Here is a 14,391-nt window from a genome sequence, read left to right on the forward strand (position 1 = left end):
ATCAGGCGTTTCCCGTCGCGGCGCGCACCAGTGTTTCCGCGTCGGCGGATTGTCTGTCGAAAAGCCCTGCCATCAGCCCCTCGCGCATGACGAGGACGCGGTCGGACATGCCCAGAATCTCCGGCAGTTCGGATGAAACCATGATGATGCTGAGACCTTCCGCCGCCAGTTCGCTGATGAAGGCATGAACGGCAGCCTTGGAGCCGATGTCGATGCCCTTTGTCGGCTCGTCGAGAATAATGACCTTCGGCTTGATGGCGAGCCATTTGCCGATGACCACCTTCTGCTGGTTGCCGCCGGAGAGCGTACCCACGGGTACGGAGAGGGCTGCGGCGCGCAAATCCAGCCTTTCGGCATAGCGCCGCGCCAGCGCGAATTCTTCCGCTGAGCGCAAGAAGCCCGCGCGGGAGGTAGACCCAAGCGATGGTAGCGAAATGTTCTGGAAGATCGGCATTTGCAGCACGGCGCCGTGACGTCCACGTTCTTCCGGCACGTAGACGAGCCCGTGGTTAATGGCGTCACGCGGCGAGCGGATGGTGATTTGCCGGCCTTCGATTGTGAGGCTGCCGGCGGACGGGCGCGTCACGCCGAACAGCGACTGGCAGAATTCGGAGCGCCCCGCGCCGACAAGGCCGTAGAGGCCGAGGATTTCACCGCGCCTAAGCTCGAAGGAGATATCGCGGAACTCGGTCGGGTGTGAATAGTTCTCAACCTTGAGGACGGTTTCGCCCGGCGTTACATCGATTTTTGGAAAAGCCTGCTCCACAGCGCGCCCAACCATCATTCGCACGATCTCGTTCTGGCTCGTGTCCTTGAGCGCGCCATGGCTGACGGCACGTCCGTCGCGGAACACGGCATAATTCTGCGCAATCTCGTAGACCTCATCGAACTTGTGGCTGATGAACAGGATCGCCTTGCCCTGATTTTTCAGCCGCTCGATGATCTTGAAGAGGTCGTCCACCTCTTTGCGCGACAAAGCGGCGGTGGGCTCGTCCATGATGACGATGTTGCTATCCACGGAAAGCGCGCGGGCGATGGCGACGAGGTGACGCTGCGCGATGGAGAGATCTTTCAGTTTTGCGCGCACATCGACGGTCGTCTCCAGCGAGTGCAGCAGCGCCAGCGCGCGCGCATTGAGCGCCTTCCAGTTGACGAAGCCGAGACGGGTCTTCGGCGCATGGCCGAGATAGATATTCTCCGCCACCGACAATTCATCGAACAGCACGGTTTCCTGATGAATGGCGGTGACGCCATGGTCGGTCGCGGCTTGCGCGGTGGGGAAGGTGACCGGCCTGCCGTCCACGCGGATTTCACCCTCGTCCGGCTGGTATATGCCGGTGAGGATTTTCACGAGTGTCGATTTCCCCGCGCCGTTCTCGCCGATCAGCGCCGTCACCGTACCGGGGTAGAGAGCGATGTCGACATTGTCGAGCGCGCGCACGCCGGGGAATGATTTCGAGATGCCGCGCATTTCGAGGAGGGGCTGGCCCATGTCTCGAAGAGGCGTATGGACGGCGGAGTTCATTGGCTGGACCTGAACTTGTTGTTTTTACGCTGAACGCTGGGAGCGGTGTGCCTTCTGCTCCGCCGGAGGTCGGCTCGCGCCCTCCCTCCACCTTGCGGGGAGGGTGGCCCGAAGGGTCGGGTGGGGGTGGCGACGTTTACGCCATGGTTTCCAACAAAAGCGCAAACGTCACCACCCCCATTCGCCCGCTCCGCGGGCACCTTCCCCGCAAGGGGGAAGGAAAGTGCGAGCCTGTCCGATCAAAACACCTTCGAAAACTCGTCAATATTCGAGGCATTGTACACGAACGGATCAGCCATTGCCGCTTCGCCATTCTCGCCGATCTTGATCTTTCCCATGCGGCCTGCATTGACTTCGCTTCCCGGCTTGCCGTCGGCGTCGCCCTTGACGAGGCGGTAGGCGATCTGGGTGGCGGAGTAGCCGAGGTCGATCGGGTTCCAGATGGCGAATTCCTTCGTCGCACCGGACTTGATCGCGCCAGCCATTTCGGAGGGAAGACCGAGGCCGGTGACATAGACCTGGCCGATCTTGCCGGCATCCTTGACCGCCTGCGAGGCGGCGAGCACGCCCACCGTGGTCGGCGCGACGATGACCTTGACGTTCGGCTGTGAGGTAAGCAAGCCCTGCGCTTCGCGGTAGCTCTTGTCGGCCAGGTCGTCGCCATAAACGGTCGTGACGAGGTTGAGGCCGGGATATTTCGAGAGTTGCTTCTTCATCTCGTCAATCCAGATGTTCTGGTTGGTCGAGGTGGTGGTGGCTGACAGAATGGCGAAGTCGCCCTTGCCGTCGGGCAGATGATTGGCGGCAAGCTTCAGGCACATATTGCCGATCAACTCGTTGGACGAGGGGTTCAGGTGCATGATGCGGCCGGCGGGCGCGACGCCGGAATCCCACGAAATGACCTTGATGCCGCGCTGCGCCGCCTTCTTCAAAGCGGGTACGACCGCGTCGGGATCGTTGGCGGAGATGGCGATGGCGTCGACGCCCTGCGCGATCAGCGAATTGATGACTTCGATCTGGCCTTCCGCCGTCGTGGTGGTCGGGCCGGTGTAGATGATCTCCACATCGCCCAGTTCCTTCGCCGCTTCCTGTGCGCCCTTGTTGGCCGCCTCGAAGAAGCCGTTGCCCAGCGATTTGACGACGAGCGCGATCTTGACCGGATCGGCATGGGCCTGGCTGGCAATCATGGACACGGCGACCGCCAGCCCTAGCGCCAGTTTCTTCAATAGTTTCATGTGTTGATCCTCCCTTGGTTACTCTCCACGCCTCCCCGTTGCCCATTTTGGTCGCATGATCTTGTCCGAAAAGTCTGCAACTTTTTGCTGCGCTGACCTTCGGTTCGGGATCATGCTAGGCTACGGAAGAGGAATCCTCCTTCTTCGCCGCCGTGGCGGTCTGCGCCACGATCAGCTGAATACCTGCATCCTCCACCATGCGCCGCGCGGCATCCGACACCCCGTCGTCGGTGATGACAGTCGTCACCCGCGCAAGCTCGCACAGGATCAGGCTCGAGCGGCGGGTGAACTTGGTCGAATCCACCATCAGCACCAGTTCGTCCGCCTGGTTGATCAGCTTCTGCTCGCTCTGGATGATGAGCGCATCGGATTCCATCACGCCCAGCGGGCCGATGCCCTGCGACCCCATGAACATGCGGCGCGCATAGAAATTGCGCGTCACGTCATTGTCGAAGGGGGAGAGGATCAGGCTCTGCTCGCGATAGATCGCGCCGCCGGGCACGATGACCGTGCTCTTCGAATGCTTGACCAGATGCTCCGCGATGGCGAAGGAATTGGTCAGCACCTGCAGGCGCCGCGCCGCCAGATAATGCACCATCTGGAAGGTCGTCGTGCCGCCATTGATGATGACGGCGTCGCCTTCCTCGCACAGCGCCACGGCCTCGCGGGCGATGGCGCGCTTCTTGTCGATGTTCTCGGATTCCGACACGCGGAAAGGACGCCCGGCGAGGTTGGCAAGCTGCGGCGGATGCACAGCCTCCGCGCCGCCACGCACCCGGCGAAGGCGGCCTTGCACATGCAAGCTGGCAATGTCACGGCGGATCGTTGCTTCCGATGCCTCGGTCAGCTCGACAATATCCTGAATGGTTACGACCGGCTTTTCCTGGACTGCGCTCAGGATAATGCGGTGGCGTTCGCGCTCGTGCATGGTTCCTCCCTCGGTTTAGGTATCCGCAGTTCATGCGCGTTTGTCAATCATGTTCGATCATGAATTTTCATATGTGCGCTGCAACATGAGCGTTCATGATCGATTTCGATTGACAGTGAAAGTTCGCTTGCGCATATCTCGGTGCAATTAATTGCACTTGGGAGGATGAAAATGTCGGCTCGGCTTCTGGAAAACCGTTGGGATGATGCAAAGGCGGCGGCCTTGGATGAGCCGGGCAAACTGCTTTATCGCTCCAATCTGCTGGGAGCCGACAAGCGCATCACCAATTATGGCGGCGGCAACACCTCGGCCAAGGTGACGGAGACCGATCCGTTGACGGGCGAGCCCGTCGAGGTGCTGTGGGTGAAGGGCTCGGGAGGCGATGTCGGCACGATCAAGCTCGACGGCTTTGCGACGCTCTATCAGGACAAGCTCAACGCGCTGAAAGGCATTTACAAGGGCGTCGAGGATGAGGATCGCATGGTCGGCTTCCTGCCGCACTGCACCTTCAACCTCAATCCCCGCGCGGCCTCCATCGATACGCCGCTGCATGGTTTTGTGCCTTACCGCCACGTCGACCACATGCACCCCGACGCGATTATCGCCATCGCGGCCTCGAAGAACTCCAAAGAGCTGACGAAGGAAATCTTCGGCGACGAAATCGGCTGGCTGCCATGGCGGCGTCCTGGATTCCAACTGGGTCTCGACCTTGAAGCTTTCGTGAAAGCGAACCCTGAGGCCAAGGGCGTGGTGCTGGAAAGCCACGGCCTCTTCACCTGGGCGGATGACGCCAAGGCCTGCTATGAACTCACGCTCGATGTGATCAACAGGGCGATCCGCTGGCTGGCGGAAAAGACCGAAGGCAAGGCAGCGTTTGGCGGGGCGGTTGCCCAAAGCCTCGAACCGGCTGAGCGCCGCGCCATCGCCGCCCGCCTGATGCCCGTCATTCGCGGGCTCATCGGCAAGGCGGAACGCAAGCTCGGGCACTTTGACGATCAGGACGCCGTGCTTGAATTCGTCAATTCGAAGGATCTTCGTCCGCTCGCCGCGCTTGGCACCAGCTGCCCGGACCATTTCCTGCGCACCAAGATCCGCCCGCTGGTCATTGATTTCGACCCGGCTAATCCCGATGTGGACGGCGTGCTGGCGGGGCTGGAGAAAGCGCTGGAAGACTATCGCGCCGATTACACGCGCTATTACGAGACGTGCAAGCGCGACAATTCCCCTGCGATGCGCGATCCCAATCCGGTGATTTTCCTCGTGCCCGGTGTCGGCATGTTCTCCTTCGCCCGCGACAGGGCGACGGCGCGGATCGCTGGTGAGTTCTACGTCAACGCCATCAATGTGATGCGCGGCGCGTCATCCATCTCGGAATATCAGGGCCTGCCGGAGCAGGAGGCCTTCGACATCGAATATTGGCTGCTGGAGGAGGCAAAGCTCCAGCGCATGCCGAAGCCGAAGAGCATGGCGGGGCGCATTGCGCTCATCACCGGCGGTGCAGGCGGCATAGGCCGGGCGACAGCGGAGCGGCTGGCGGGCGAGGGCGCTTGCGTCGTGCTTGCCGATATCGACGCGGAGTCGCTCAAAGCCACGCATGATGAATTCGTCAAACGCTTCGGCGCGGATGTGGTACGCAGCGTGGCGCTCAACGTTACCGATGAGGCGGGTGTAATCGCCGCCTTTGCCGAGACGGCGGTGGAGTTCGGCGGGCTCGACATTCTTGTCTCGAATGCCGGCATTGCGTCTTCCGCGCCGGTGGAGGCGACGGAGCTTTCCATGTGGAACCGCAATATCGACATTCTCGCGACCGGCTATTTCCTCGTCTCGCGTGAAGCGTTCCGCCTGTTCCGCCGCCAGAAGCTGGGCGGCAACGTGGTGTTCGTCGCCTCCAAGAACGGCCTCGCCGCCTCGCCCGGCGCATCGGCCTATTGCACGGCCAAGGCAGCGGAAATTCATCTGGCACGCTGCCTGGCGCTTGAAGGCGCGGATGCGGGTATTCGGGTGAATACGGTCAATCCGGACGCTGTGCTGCGCGGCTCGAAGATCTGGAACGGCGAATGGCGCGAGCAGCGTGCCGCGTCGTCCAAGATTGAGGTGAGCGATCTGGAGGAGCACTACCGCAACCGCTCGCTGCTGAAGCTCAATGTGTTCCCGGAGGATATTGCGGAGACGGTGTATTTTCTCGCATCGGATGCTTCGGCCAAATCGACGGGGAACATCATCAATGTCGATGCGGGGAACGCGCAGAGTTTTACGCGGTGAGGATTTAACGCTTAATTGGAAATGCTGGCGGGACAGCGCCCCCCTCTGTCCTGCCGGACATCTCCCCCGCAAGGGGGAGATTGGCTGTCAGTTCCGCTTTCGTCAATCGCAAACGTAGCAGAATAGAGAGCCGTCACAAATGAAGGCCAATCTTCCCCCTTGCGGGGGAGATGTCCGGCAGGACAAAGGGGGGTGTCTCGCGATACGGTCAAATAAATATCGCTCTATGGAGGGAGGAGCATCATGTCAGAACAGAGAATTTCCAGCGACATCATCGCCGCTGAAAACGCCGCGCGTGAAAATGCGCTCAGGAGCGATTACGAGGCGCTGGGGGATCATCTCGCGCGCCGGGGCGTCGATATCGAGGCGATCACCGCCAAGGTTGCCGACTTCTTCGTCGCGCTCCCGTCATGGGGCGTGGGGACGGGCGGGACGCGTTTTGCTCGCTTTCCCGGCATTGGCGAGCCGCGCAACATCTTCGACAAGCTGGACGATTGCGCCGTCATCCATGAGCTGACGCGGGCGACGCCGACTGTCTCGCTGCATATTCCATGGGACAAGGCGGACCCGCAGGAGTTGAAGGCCAAGGCGGATGCGCTGGGGCTTGGCTTCGACGCCATGAATTCCAACACCTTCTCCGACGCGCCGGACCAGACGCATTCCTATAAATATGGCTCGCTCAGCCATGTGGACTTCGCGGTGCGGGCACAGGCGATCGAGCACAATGTCGAGTGCATCGAGATCGGCGAGGCCATCGGCTCCAAGGCTCTGACTGTGTGGATCGGCGATGGCTCCAATTTCCCCGGACAGTCGAATTTCACGCGGGCTTTCGAGCGCTATCTCGATTCGATGGGGCAGATTTACAAGAACCTGCCCGACGACTGGCGCATATTCTCCGAGCACAAGATGTATGAGCCGGCTTTCTATTCGACGGTCGTGCAGGATTGGGGCACGAATTATCTCATCGCCTCGACACTGGGCGAAAAGGCATTCTGCCTCGTCGATCTCGGGCACCATGCGCCCAATACCAATATCGAGATGATCGTGGCGCGGCTCATCCAGTTCGGCAAGCTCGGCGGCTTCCACTTCAACGATTCCAAATATGGCGACGATGATCTGGACGCGGGGGCTATCGAGCCTTACCGATTGTTCCTCGTCTTCAACGAGTTGGTGGATGCGGACTATCGCGGTGTGAAGGGTTTTCACCCCGCGCATATGATCGACCAGTCGCACAATGTCACCGACCCGATCGAAAGCCTCATCTCCAGCGCCAATGAAATCCGCCGCGCCTATGCGCAGGCGCTGCTGGTGGATCGCGAAGCGCTCTCCGGCTATCAGGACGAGAACGACGCGCTGATGGCATCCGAGACGCTAAAGCGGGCTTACCGCACCGATGTCGAGCCGATCCTCGCCGAAGCCCGCCGCCGCGCGGGCGGCGCGATCGATCCGGTCGCGGCCTATCGCGCCAGCCGGTATCGGCGGAAAATGGGCGAGGAGCGCCCGGCGGTGAAGGGCGGCAGCGGCGGGATCGTGTGATCTTTCTGCTGCGCAAACCGCCTAAGGGAACAGAGCGGGGAGCCTTACTCCCCAATCTCCTCGCGCAGCATTTCCAGTTCCAGCCATTCCTCTTCCATGGCGGATTGCGTCTCGCGCTTCTTTTCAAGCTCGGCAGCGGTCTTCGCGAAACGGTCCGGATTCTTCGCATAAAGCTGCGGATCGGCGAGCTTCTTTTCCAGTTCCGTGATCTCGGCGGCAATCGCCTCCAGCTTTCCCGGAAGCGTTTCCAGCGCGAATTTCTGCTTGTAGGAAAGCTTGCGCTTGTCGTCGCGCTTCGGCGCTGACGTTGCGGCATCGGACGACGCCGCGCGCGATGCAGCCGTCTTGACCTCCCGCTTCGCCAAAGCCATTTCGCGCCGCTGCGCCATCATGTCGGCATAGCCGCCGGCATATTCGAGCCAGCGCCCGTCGCCCTCGGGCGCGATCACCGAGGTGACCGTGCGGTCGAGGAAATCGCGGTCGTGGCTCACGAGAATCACCGTTCCGGCAAAGCCCGTCACCAGTTCCTGCAGGAGATCGAGCGTCTCCATGTCGAGATCGTTGGTCGGCTCGTCGAGGATCAAGAGGTTGGCCGGGCGCGCCAGCACGCGGGCGAGCATGAGCCGGGCCCGCTCGCCGCCCGACAATTCGCGAATCGGCGTGCGCGCCTGTTCCGGCTGGAACAGAAAGTCCTTCATGTAGGAGACGACGTGGCGCTGCTCGCCATTGACGACGACATTCTCGCCGCGCCCGTCGGTCAGGTAATGCGCCAGCGTCTCGTTGAGGTCGAGGCTGTCGCGCTTCTGGTCGAGCACCGCCATTTCGAGGTTTACGCCGAGGCGGATGCTTCCTTCGTCCGGCTGGAGCTGCCCGGTCAGCATGGAAAGCAGCGTCGTCTTGCCCGCGCCATTGGAGCCGACAAGGCCGACGCGGTCGCCGCGCATAATGCGGGTGGAGAAATCCTTGACCAGCGCGCGGTCGTCATAGGCTTTGCCGATCCCCTTCGCCTCGATGATCAGCTTGCCGGATTCCTTGCTGTCGCTCGCCTGCAAAACAGCCGATCCTTGCGCCCGGCGATGGGTGCGGAACTCATGCCGCATCGTCTGCAACTCGCCAAGGCGGCGCATGTTGCGCTTGCGCCGGGCGGTCACGCCATAGCGCAGCCAGTGCTCCTCGCGCTGGATCTGGCGGCCGAGCTTGTGGAGGTCGCGCTCTTCCTCCTCCAGGATTTTGTCGCGCCATTCCTCGAAATGGCCGAAGCCCTGCTCGATCCGGCGCGTCACGCCCCGGTCGAGCCAGATGGTCGAGCGGCTGACATTTTCCAGAAAGCGGCGGTCGTGCGAGATGACGATCAGGCTGGAGCGGATCTGGCGCAGTTCGTCTTCGAGCCATTCGATGGTGGTCAGGTCGAGATGGTTGGTCGGCTCGTCCAGCAGCAGGATATCGGGCTGCGGCGCGATCACCCGCGCCAGCGCGGCGCGCCGCGCTTCGCCGCCGGAGAGATGGCCCGGCGTCTCATTGCCGGTCAAGCCCAGATGCTCGAGCAGATAGGTGACGCGGTAGGGATCGTCGGCGGGCCCTAACCCCGCTTCCACATAGGCTTGCACATTGGCGAAGCCCTCCATGTCAGGCGCCTGCGGCAGATAGCGGATGGTCGCGCCGGGATGGCGGAACAGTTCACCAGACGTCGGCTCGACAAGGCCGGCAGCGATTTTCAGCAGGGTGGATTTGCCAGAGCCATTGCGCCCGACAAGCGCGATCCGTTCGCCTTCGCCCACCGAAAGCGCGGCGTCCTCCAGAAGCGGCGTGCCGCCGAAGGTGAGCTTGATCTGGTCGAGACGAAGAAGCGGAGGGGCCATGGAATCTTACGAAATTGCTGTTGAAACACGGCCTCGCTTGTCCGCGAGAATGGCGCTGATGTCAATGAAAGCACTAAAAACAAACAGGCCGGGTTTCCCCGGCCTGTCCGAAAATTCATGCAAGCGGTGCTTACTGGCACCGGTCTTCATAAACGCGGCCATACTGGTCGCGATAGCGGCAGTAGCCCTGGCGGGACTGCGAAGCGCCGATCAGCGTACCGGCGAGGCCGCCGATTGCGGCACCGGCGAGAGCACCGCGGGTGTTGCCGCCGATGGCGCCACCGGCGAGAGCGCCGAGAGCCGCGCCACCCACGCCGTACCCGGCGGTGCGCTGGTCCGCGGTGGTGCAGGCAGCGGTGGACAGCGCGAGGAGCCCGCTGACGATGATCATGGATAGACGTTTATTCATGGAGATCTCTCCCGTTCAAAGAATCAATGCGGCCAACGTTGCGTCCCCAATGCGGCACGGTAAATTGGCATCATCTTGTTGAATTGACAATAGGCCCGGTATTTTCACTCCTCCAAGGTGGCGATGAGGACGCCGCATCCTGAACGCAAACCAAGCGCCAGAGTTCCGCGCACAACGTTGGAAACCGTGAGGGAAGAGCCGAAAGGAACCTTCACATTATTTAACGGCCACTCGGCACTTGTGATCGTCAGGCCTTCAAGCTCGGTGAAGCCGATGAGGCTGAAGAGCGTACCGTCAGGCAGATCGGGCGCATGGGCGCCGGGCAGGATTGGCCAGGCTTCCTCCGTGCCGCTGGAGAGGAAAATGTCGCGGCCCTTCTCGACCAGCGCCGTCGCCAGGGTGAGATGCAGCATGGTGTGGTCGGTGCGCTCGCCCCCGAACGCGCCCACGAGAATGATGCTCGTGGCGCCGAGCGCGAAGGCTTGCTCGAGCGCAAGTTCACCATCTGTCATGTCCTTGGCGGCGGGAAAGGTGCGGCGCGGCACATGCTTGTAGCGCCGGGCAAGCGCCTGGGATGTGGAGTCGAAATCGCCCAGCCATAGCTCCGGCTCCAGCCCAAGCGCCGCCGCGTGACGAATGCCGCTGTCGGCAGCCAGAACCCGCGCGCCTTCGATCTGGCGCTTCAGCCGGTCCGTGACGGTGAGGTGGCCGCCGAGAAGAATGAGAAATTTGCTCATGTGCGGCTCTTATCATGTGGCTGGACGGGCGGGAAAGCCCCTGATCGCTTGCGGTCCTAACTTGCCTCAATTATTGTTGATTCCGCTCTAACGGGGTGCCGGGAAACCGGCTGAGAGACCTTTTGACGGTCAACCCGCGGAACCTGATCCGGTTAACACCGGCGGAGGGATTAGACGCTGCCTTTCCACGGCGCTCGATCCTAGCCACAACGAGAAAGGAAAGGCCCGATGAAATCCCTACGTTATCTCGCCCTCAGCGCCGCCATGTTGCTCGGCCTCGCTGCGCCCGCTGCGGCGAAGGATACGCTCACCATTTACACCTATGACAGCTTTGTCAGCGACTGGGGGCCTGGGCCGAAGGTGAAGGCCAGTTTCGAGAAGGAGTGCAACTGCACAGTCGAATGGGTCTCCGCCGCCGATGGCGTGGCGCTCCTCAATCGCCTGAAGCTGGAAGGCGCCGATAGCAAAGCCGATATCGTGCTCGGCCTCGACAACAATCTGACGGCCGAGGCGCGGGAAAGCGGCCTTTTCGCCCCGCATGGCATCGACACATCCGATATCCATGTGCCGGGCGGGTATGAGAACAATATGTTCGTGCCCTATGACTATGGCTATTTCGCCGTGGTCTACGACAGCAAAGCCCTGCCCAACCCACCGCAAAGCATGAAGGAACTGGTCGAAGGCGATCCCAAGCAGAAGATCGTGATCGAGGACCCGCGCACTTCCACGCCGGGGCTCGGCTTGCTGCTCTGGGTCAAGGCCATCTATGGCGACAAGGCCGGTGACGCCTGGGCGAAGCTTGGGGGTCGCGTGCTGACGGTCACACCTGGCTGGTCGGAGGCCTATGGCCTGTTCACCAAGGGCGAAGCGCCTATGGTGCTTTCCTACACGACCTCGCCCGCCTATCACATCATCGTGGACAAGGAAGAGCGCTACAAGGCGGCTTCGTTCTCGGAAGGGCACTATCTCCAGGTCGAGCTTGCCGCGCAGACGAAGAAGGGCGCGAAGAACCCGCTTGCGGCGAAGTTTCTGCAATTCATGACCGGGCCGGGTTTTCAAGATGTGATCCCTGAAACCAACTGGATGTTTCCTGCCGGGAAAATGTCGAAGCCGCTCGATCCGGTGTTCGATACGCTGGTGAAGCCGGTGAAGACGCTGGAACTGCCCTCGGACGAGGTGGCGAAGAATCGGAAAGCGTGGATCGATGAATGGCTTGCGGCGATGAGCCGGTGATGATGGCAACGGTTTCGATGTCGGATACCGGCTCGCGCCCTCCTTCCCCCTTGCGGGGAAGGTGCCCGCGCAGCGGGCGGATGGGGGTGGTGACGTTTGCGTCGACGATGATGGCCGTCGCGCACGCGTCACCACCCCCACCCGACCCTTCGGGCCACCCTCCCCTCAAGGGGGAGGGAGGTGCGAGCCGATCCGGCAGGGCAGCCCGCATCACATGTTGCTGATATTCCCACGCCTTCCCGCCAAACCCCTCGCCGGCGTCCTCGCGCTCGCCTTCCTCACCCTGCTGGCCGGAGGGGCGCTGTTCTCGCTCGCCCTGGAAGCGTCCCGCGAAACCGGCAACACGCTTGCCGCTTTCAATCCTTATCTCTGGCGGGTGGCGCGGTTCACTCTGTTGCAGGCGCTGCTTTCGACGGTCCTGTCCGTCGGGCTCGCCATTCCCGTTGCGCGCGCGCTTCATGCGCACCAGCACTTTCCCGGACGGGCTTTTATCATCAGGCTTTTCGCGCTGCCGCTGGCGCTGCCTGCACTCGTCGCGGTGCTTGCCATTACCAGCATTTACGGCCGCGCCGGACTGATCGCCGAAGCGGCGCATTCTCTCGGCCTCGATGTCACCCCCGACATTTACGGCCTCACCGGTATTCTCCTCGCCCATGTCTTCTTCAACCTGCCGCTCGCCGTGCGCCTCCTTCTTGCCGGGCTCGATTCCATTCCCGCCGATTACTGGAAACTCTCGGCGCAGCTCGGCATGGGCAATTGGGCGCGGTTTCGCCTGATCGAATGGCCGGCCATGATCCGCAATCTGCCCGGCATCATGGGGCTGATTTTCATGCTCTGCGTCACCTCCTTCACCATCGTGCTGACGCTGGGCGGTGGCCCGCGCGCGACGACGCTGGAGGTGGCGATCTATCAGGCGCTCCATTTCGATTTCGACATCGGCCAGGCGGTCGCCCTGACGCTCACCCAGCTTGCCCTCACCGTTGCCATCCTCTCCCTCTTTCGCCTGACCGGCAGACCCACGGAGGAAGGCTTTTCGCTGGCGGTTAGAGTCAGGCGCTACGAGCGGCCGACGGTGGCCGAGAAGGTGGCAGACATGGCGATGATCCTGTTTGCCTTCCTCTTCGTCGCCCTGCCCATCGCCGGTATGGTCGTCTCCGGCCTATCCGCCGATTTCGGCAGGCTCTTTACCGAATGGGCCGTCTGGCGGGCGATTCAGACCAGCTTCACCCTCGGCGCCGCTGCCGCATTCCTCTCCGTGCTCGTCTCCCTCGCCCTCGTCGTTGCGCGCCAGGCGGTGGCGAAGGAGGGCGGACGCTCTTTGTTCGAGCGCGCGCTCGATACCGGCGCGAGCCTCATTCTCGTCGTGCCGCCCATCGTCATCGGCGCGGGCTGGTTCATCCTGCTGCGCCATTTCGCCGACCCGTTCGATTTCGCCGCTCCCATGGTCATCACCGTCAACGCCGCCATGGCGACGCCCTTTGCGGTGCGAATCCTGCGTCCGGTCTGGGACACGATGAGCACCCGGCACGACCGGCTTTGCGCACAGCTCGGCATCACCGGCTGGGCGCGGCTCAGGCTGATCGACTGGCCGGTGCTGCGCCGCCCCCTGGGCGTGGCCTTCGCCTTCGCCATGGCGCTGTCGCTCGGCGATCTCGGAACCATCGCCCTCTTCGGCAGCGACGCAGTCGAGACCTTGCCCTATCTCCTGTTGCAGCGCATGGGGAGCTACCGCACAGTGGACGCTGCGGGGCTGGCGCTGATTCTGGGTGCCCTGAGCCTCGGGCTGATGATGCTGGCCGACCGCGGCTCGGCGCGAAAAGAAGAAACGTCATGACGGCCAGAAAGAAAGGCGCGGAAGTCGCGTTGAAAAATGTTCGCTTCAGCTATGGCGAGATGCGGATGAATTTCCATCTGACCGTTCCGCCTGCGAAGATCGGCGCAATCATCGGCCCCAGCGGCTCCGGCAAATCGACGCTGCTCAATCTCATTGCCGGTTTCGAGACGCCGGAATCAGGCCAAATTCTTGTCGGGGGCATCGATGTCACCGGCACTCCGCCTGCCGAGCGGCCCGTTTCGATGGTGTTTCAGGAAAACAATCTCTTCGCCCATCTCGATGTCGAGGCAAATGTGGCGCTAGGCCGCTCCCCGAAGCTGAAACTGACCGATGCGGATCGCGCCGACGTGGCAAGCGCCATCGCCCGCGTCGGCCTTGCGGGCAAGGAGAAGCGCAAGCCGCAGGCGCTTTCCGGCGGCGAGAGGCAGCGCGTGGCGATTGCCAGAGCATTGGTGCGCAATCGCCCTGTGCTGATTCTGGATGAAGCCTTCGCCTCACTGGGTCCCGCGCTGCGGATACAAATGCTCGATCTGGTGCGGGAGCTTCACAAGGAAACGGCGATGACGATCCTGATGGTCACGCATCATCCGGAAGACGCGCTCCACCTCGACAGCCTCTTGTTTTTCTTGGAAAACGGCACGGTCACGGCGACCGGCACGGCTCGCAAGCTGCTCTCGGATAGTGGTCCGGCGGCGCTGAAGCGCTATATGGGGACGGAGCCGCGGGAATAATGACCCCCGTATCCATTTGGACGCATATGCGGCGGAATTGACATATTTTGCCCCCAATCGGCGGCAAGAAGCGGCGACGACAGGAGATGCGCTCTTCATGCG

General features: G+C 62.1%; 11 protein-coding genes and 1 riboswitch. Of the genes, 5 read left to right on the forward strand and 6 right to left on the reverse strand.

Annotation, left to right across the window (positions count from 1 at the left end; translation table 11 throughout):
• Window position 1 precedes the first annotated feature (1 nt).
• The 3 genes from IEX53_RS17100 to IEX53_RS17110 form a co-directional block, all read right to left on the reverse strand.
• Entirely contained in the window at window positions 2-1,525 is a 1,524-nt protein-coding gene (locus tag IEX53_RS17100) for a sugar ABC transporter ATP-binding protein (protein ID WP_188825403.1), read from the reverse strand.
• Window positions 1,526-1,764: 239 nt separating this feature from the next.
• Complete coding sequence (gene rhaS / locus IEX53_RS17105; protein ID WP_188825404.1) at window positions 1,765-2,760, reverse strand: rhamnose ABC transporter substrate-binding protein; 996 nt, start codon at window positions 2,758-2,760, stop codon at window positions 1,765-1,767.
• A gap of 115 nt (window positions 2,761-2,875) precedes the next feature.
• The gene (locus IEX53_RS17110) at window positions 2,876-3,688 is read right to left on the reverse strand and encodes a DeoR/GlpR family DNA-binding transcription regulator (RefSeq protein ID WP_188825405.1); all 813 of its coding nucleotides are present in this window, start codon (window positions 3,686-3,688) and stop codon (window positions 2,876-2,878) included.
• 165 nt (window positions 3,689-3,853) lie between these two features.
• Between IEX53_RS17110 and IEX53_RS17115 the strand changes: the two genes are divergently transcribed.
• On the forward strand, window positions 3,854-5,950 hold the full coding sequence (locus IEX53_RS17115) for a bifunctional rhamnulose-1-phosphate aldolase/short-chain dehydrogenase (protein WP_188825406.1): 2,097 nt from the start codon (window positions 3,854-3,856) through the stop codon (window positions 5,948-5,950).
• A gap of 243 nt (window positions 5,951-6,193) precedes the next feature.
• The gene (rhaI, locus tag IEX53_RS17120) at window positions 6,194-7,486 is read left to right on the forward strand and encodes an L-rhamnose catabolism isomerase (protein WP_188825407.1); all 1,293 of its coding nucleotides are present in this window, start codon (window positions 6,194-6,196) and stop codon (window positions 7,484-7,486) included.
• A gap of 44 nt (window positions 7,487-7,530) precedes the next feature.
• Here the strand turns inward: rhaI and IEX53_RS17125 are convergent, their stop codons facing one another.
• From IEX53_RS17125 to IEX53_RS17135, 3 genes are all read right to left on the reverse strand, one after another.
• On the reverse strand, window positions 7,531-9,345 hold the full coding sequence (locus IEX53_RS17125; protein ID WP_188825408.1) for an ABC-F family ATP-binding cassette domain-containing protein: 1,815 nt from the start codon (window positions 9,343-9,345) through the stop codon (window positions 7,531-7,533).
• Between the two features lie 130 nt (window positions 9,346-9,475).
• A complete protein-coding gene (locus IEX53_RS17130) occupies window positions 9,476-9,754 on the reverse strand; it encodes a YMGG-like glycine zipper-containing protein (RefSeq protein ID WP_188825409.1) in 279 nt (92 codons plus the stop codon).
• 104 nt (window positions 9,755-9,858) lie between these two features.
• Entirely contained in the window at window positions 9,859-10,491 is a 633-nt protein-coding gene (locus IEX53_RS17135) for a thiamine diphosphokinase (RefSeq protein WP_188825410.1), read from the reverse strand.
• Between the two features lie 81 nt (window positions 10,492-10,572).
• A riboswitch (TPP riboswitch) is annotated at window positions 10,573-10,678 on the forward strand.
• Between the two features lie 41 nt (window positions 10,679-10,719).
• On the opposite strand from IEX53_RS17135, the gene thiB reads away from it, so the two are divergent.
• From thiB to IEX53_RS17150, 3 genes are all read left to right on the forward strand, one after another.
• Complete coding sequence (gene thiB, locus IEX53_RS17140) at window positions 10,720-11,724, forward strand: thiamine ABC transporter substrate binding subunit (RefSeq protein WP_188825411.1); 1,005 nt, start codon at window positions 10,720-10,722, stop codon at window positions 11,722-11,724.
• Between the two features lie 214 nt (window positions 11,725-11,938).
• Window positions 11,939-13,558 carry a thiamine/thiamine pyrophosphate ABC transporter permease gene (gene thiP / locus IEX53_RS17145; RefSeq protein WP_188825412.1) on the forward strand — a complete coding sequence of 540 codons (1,620 nt, stop codon included), beginning with the start codon at window positions 11,939-11,941 and terminating at the stop codon, window positions 13,556-13,558.
• Complete coding sequence (locus IEX53_RS17150) at window positions 13,555-14,289, forward strand: thiamine ABC transporter ATP-binding protein (RefSeq protein ID WP_188825413.1); 735 nt, start codon at window positions 13,555-13,557, stop codon at window positions 14,287-14,289. Before thiP ends, IEX53_RS17150 begins: the two co-directional genes overlap by 4 nt.
• The last annotated feature ends 102 nt before the right edge of the window (window positions 14,290-14,391 follow it).

The sequence above is a fragment of the Paramesorhizobium endophyticum genome (genome assembly GCF_014640615.1).
Classification (GTDB): domain Bacteria; phylum Pseudomonadota; class Alphaproteobacteria; order Rhizobiales; family Rhizobiaceae; genus Paramesorhizobium; species Paramesorhizobium endophyticum.

What these genes read in the sequence shown, in the direction of transcription:
- thiP (WP_188825412.1), top strand. Translation starts at nt 11,939, where the DNA reads ATGTTGCTGATATTCCCACGCCTTCCCGCCAAACCCCTCGCCGGCGTC.
- IEX53_RS17125 (WP_188825408.1), bottom strand. Translation starts at nt 9,345, where the DNA reads ATGGCCCCTCCGCTTCTTCGTCTCGACCAGATCAAGCTCACCTTCGGC.
- thiB (WP_188825411.1), top strand. Translation starts at nt 10,720, where the DNA reads ATGAAATCCCTACGTTATCTCGCCCTCAGCGCCGCCATGTTGCTCGGC.
- IEX53_RS17135 (WP_188825410.1), bottom strand. Translation starts at nt 10,491, where the DNA reads ATGAGCAAATTTCTCATTCTTCTCGGCGGCCACCTCACCGTCACGGAC.
- rhaI (WP_188825407.1), top strand. Translation starts at nt 6,194, where the DNA reads ATGTCAGAACAGAGAATTTCCAGCGACATCATCGCCGCTGAAAACGCC.
- IEX53_RS17100 (WP_188825403.1), bottom strand. Translation starts at nt 1,525, where the DNA reads ATGAACTCCGCCGTCCATACGCCTCTTCGAGACATGGGCCAGCCCCTC.
- IEX53_RS17110 (WP_188825405.1), bottom strand. Translation starts at nt 3,688, where the DNA reads ATGCACGAGCGCGAACGCCACCGCATTATCCTGAGCGCAGTCCAGGAA.
- IEX53_RS17150 (WP_188825413.1), top strand. Translation starts at nt 13,555, where the DNA reads ATGACGGCCAGAAAGAAAGGCGCGGAAGTCGCGTTGAAAAATGTTCGC.
- IEX53_RS17130 (WP_188825409.1), bottom strand. Translation starts at nt 9,754, where the DNA reads ATGAATAAACGTCTATCCATGATCATCGTCAGCGGGCTCCTCGCGCTG.
- IEX53_RS17115 (WP_188825406.1), top strand. Translation starts at nt 3,854, where the DNA reads ATGAAAATGTCGGCTCGGCTTCTGGAAAACCGTTGGGATGATGCAAAG.
- rhaS (WP_188825404.1), bottom strand. Translation starts at nt 2,760, where the DNA reads ATGAAACTATTGAAGAAACTGGCGCTAGGGCTGGCGGTCGCCGTGTCC.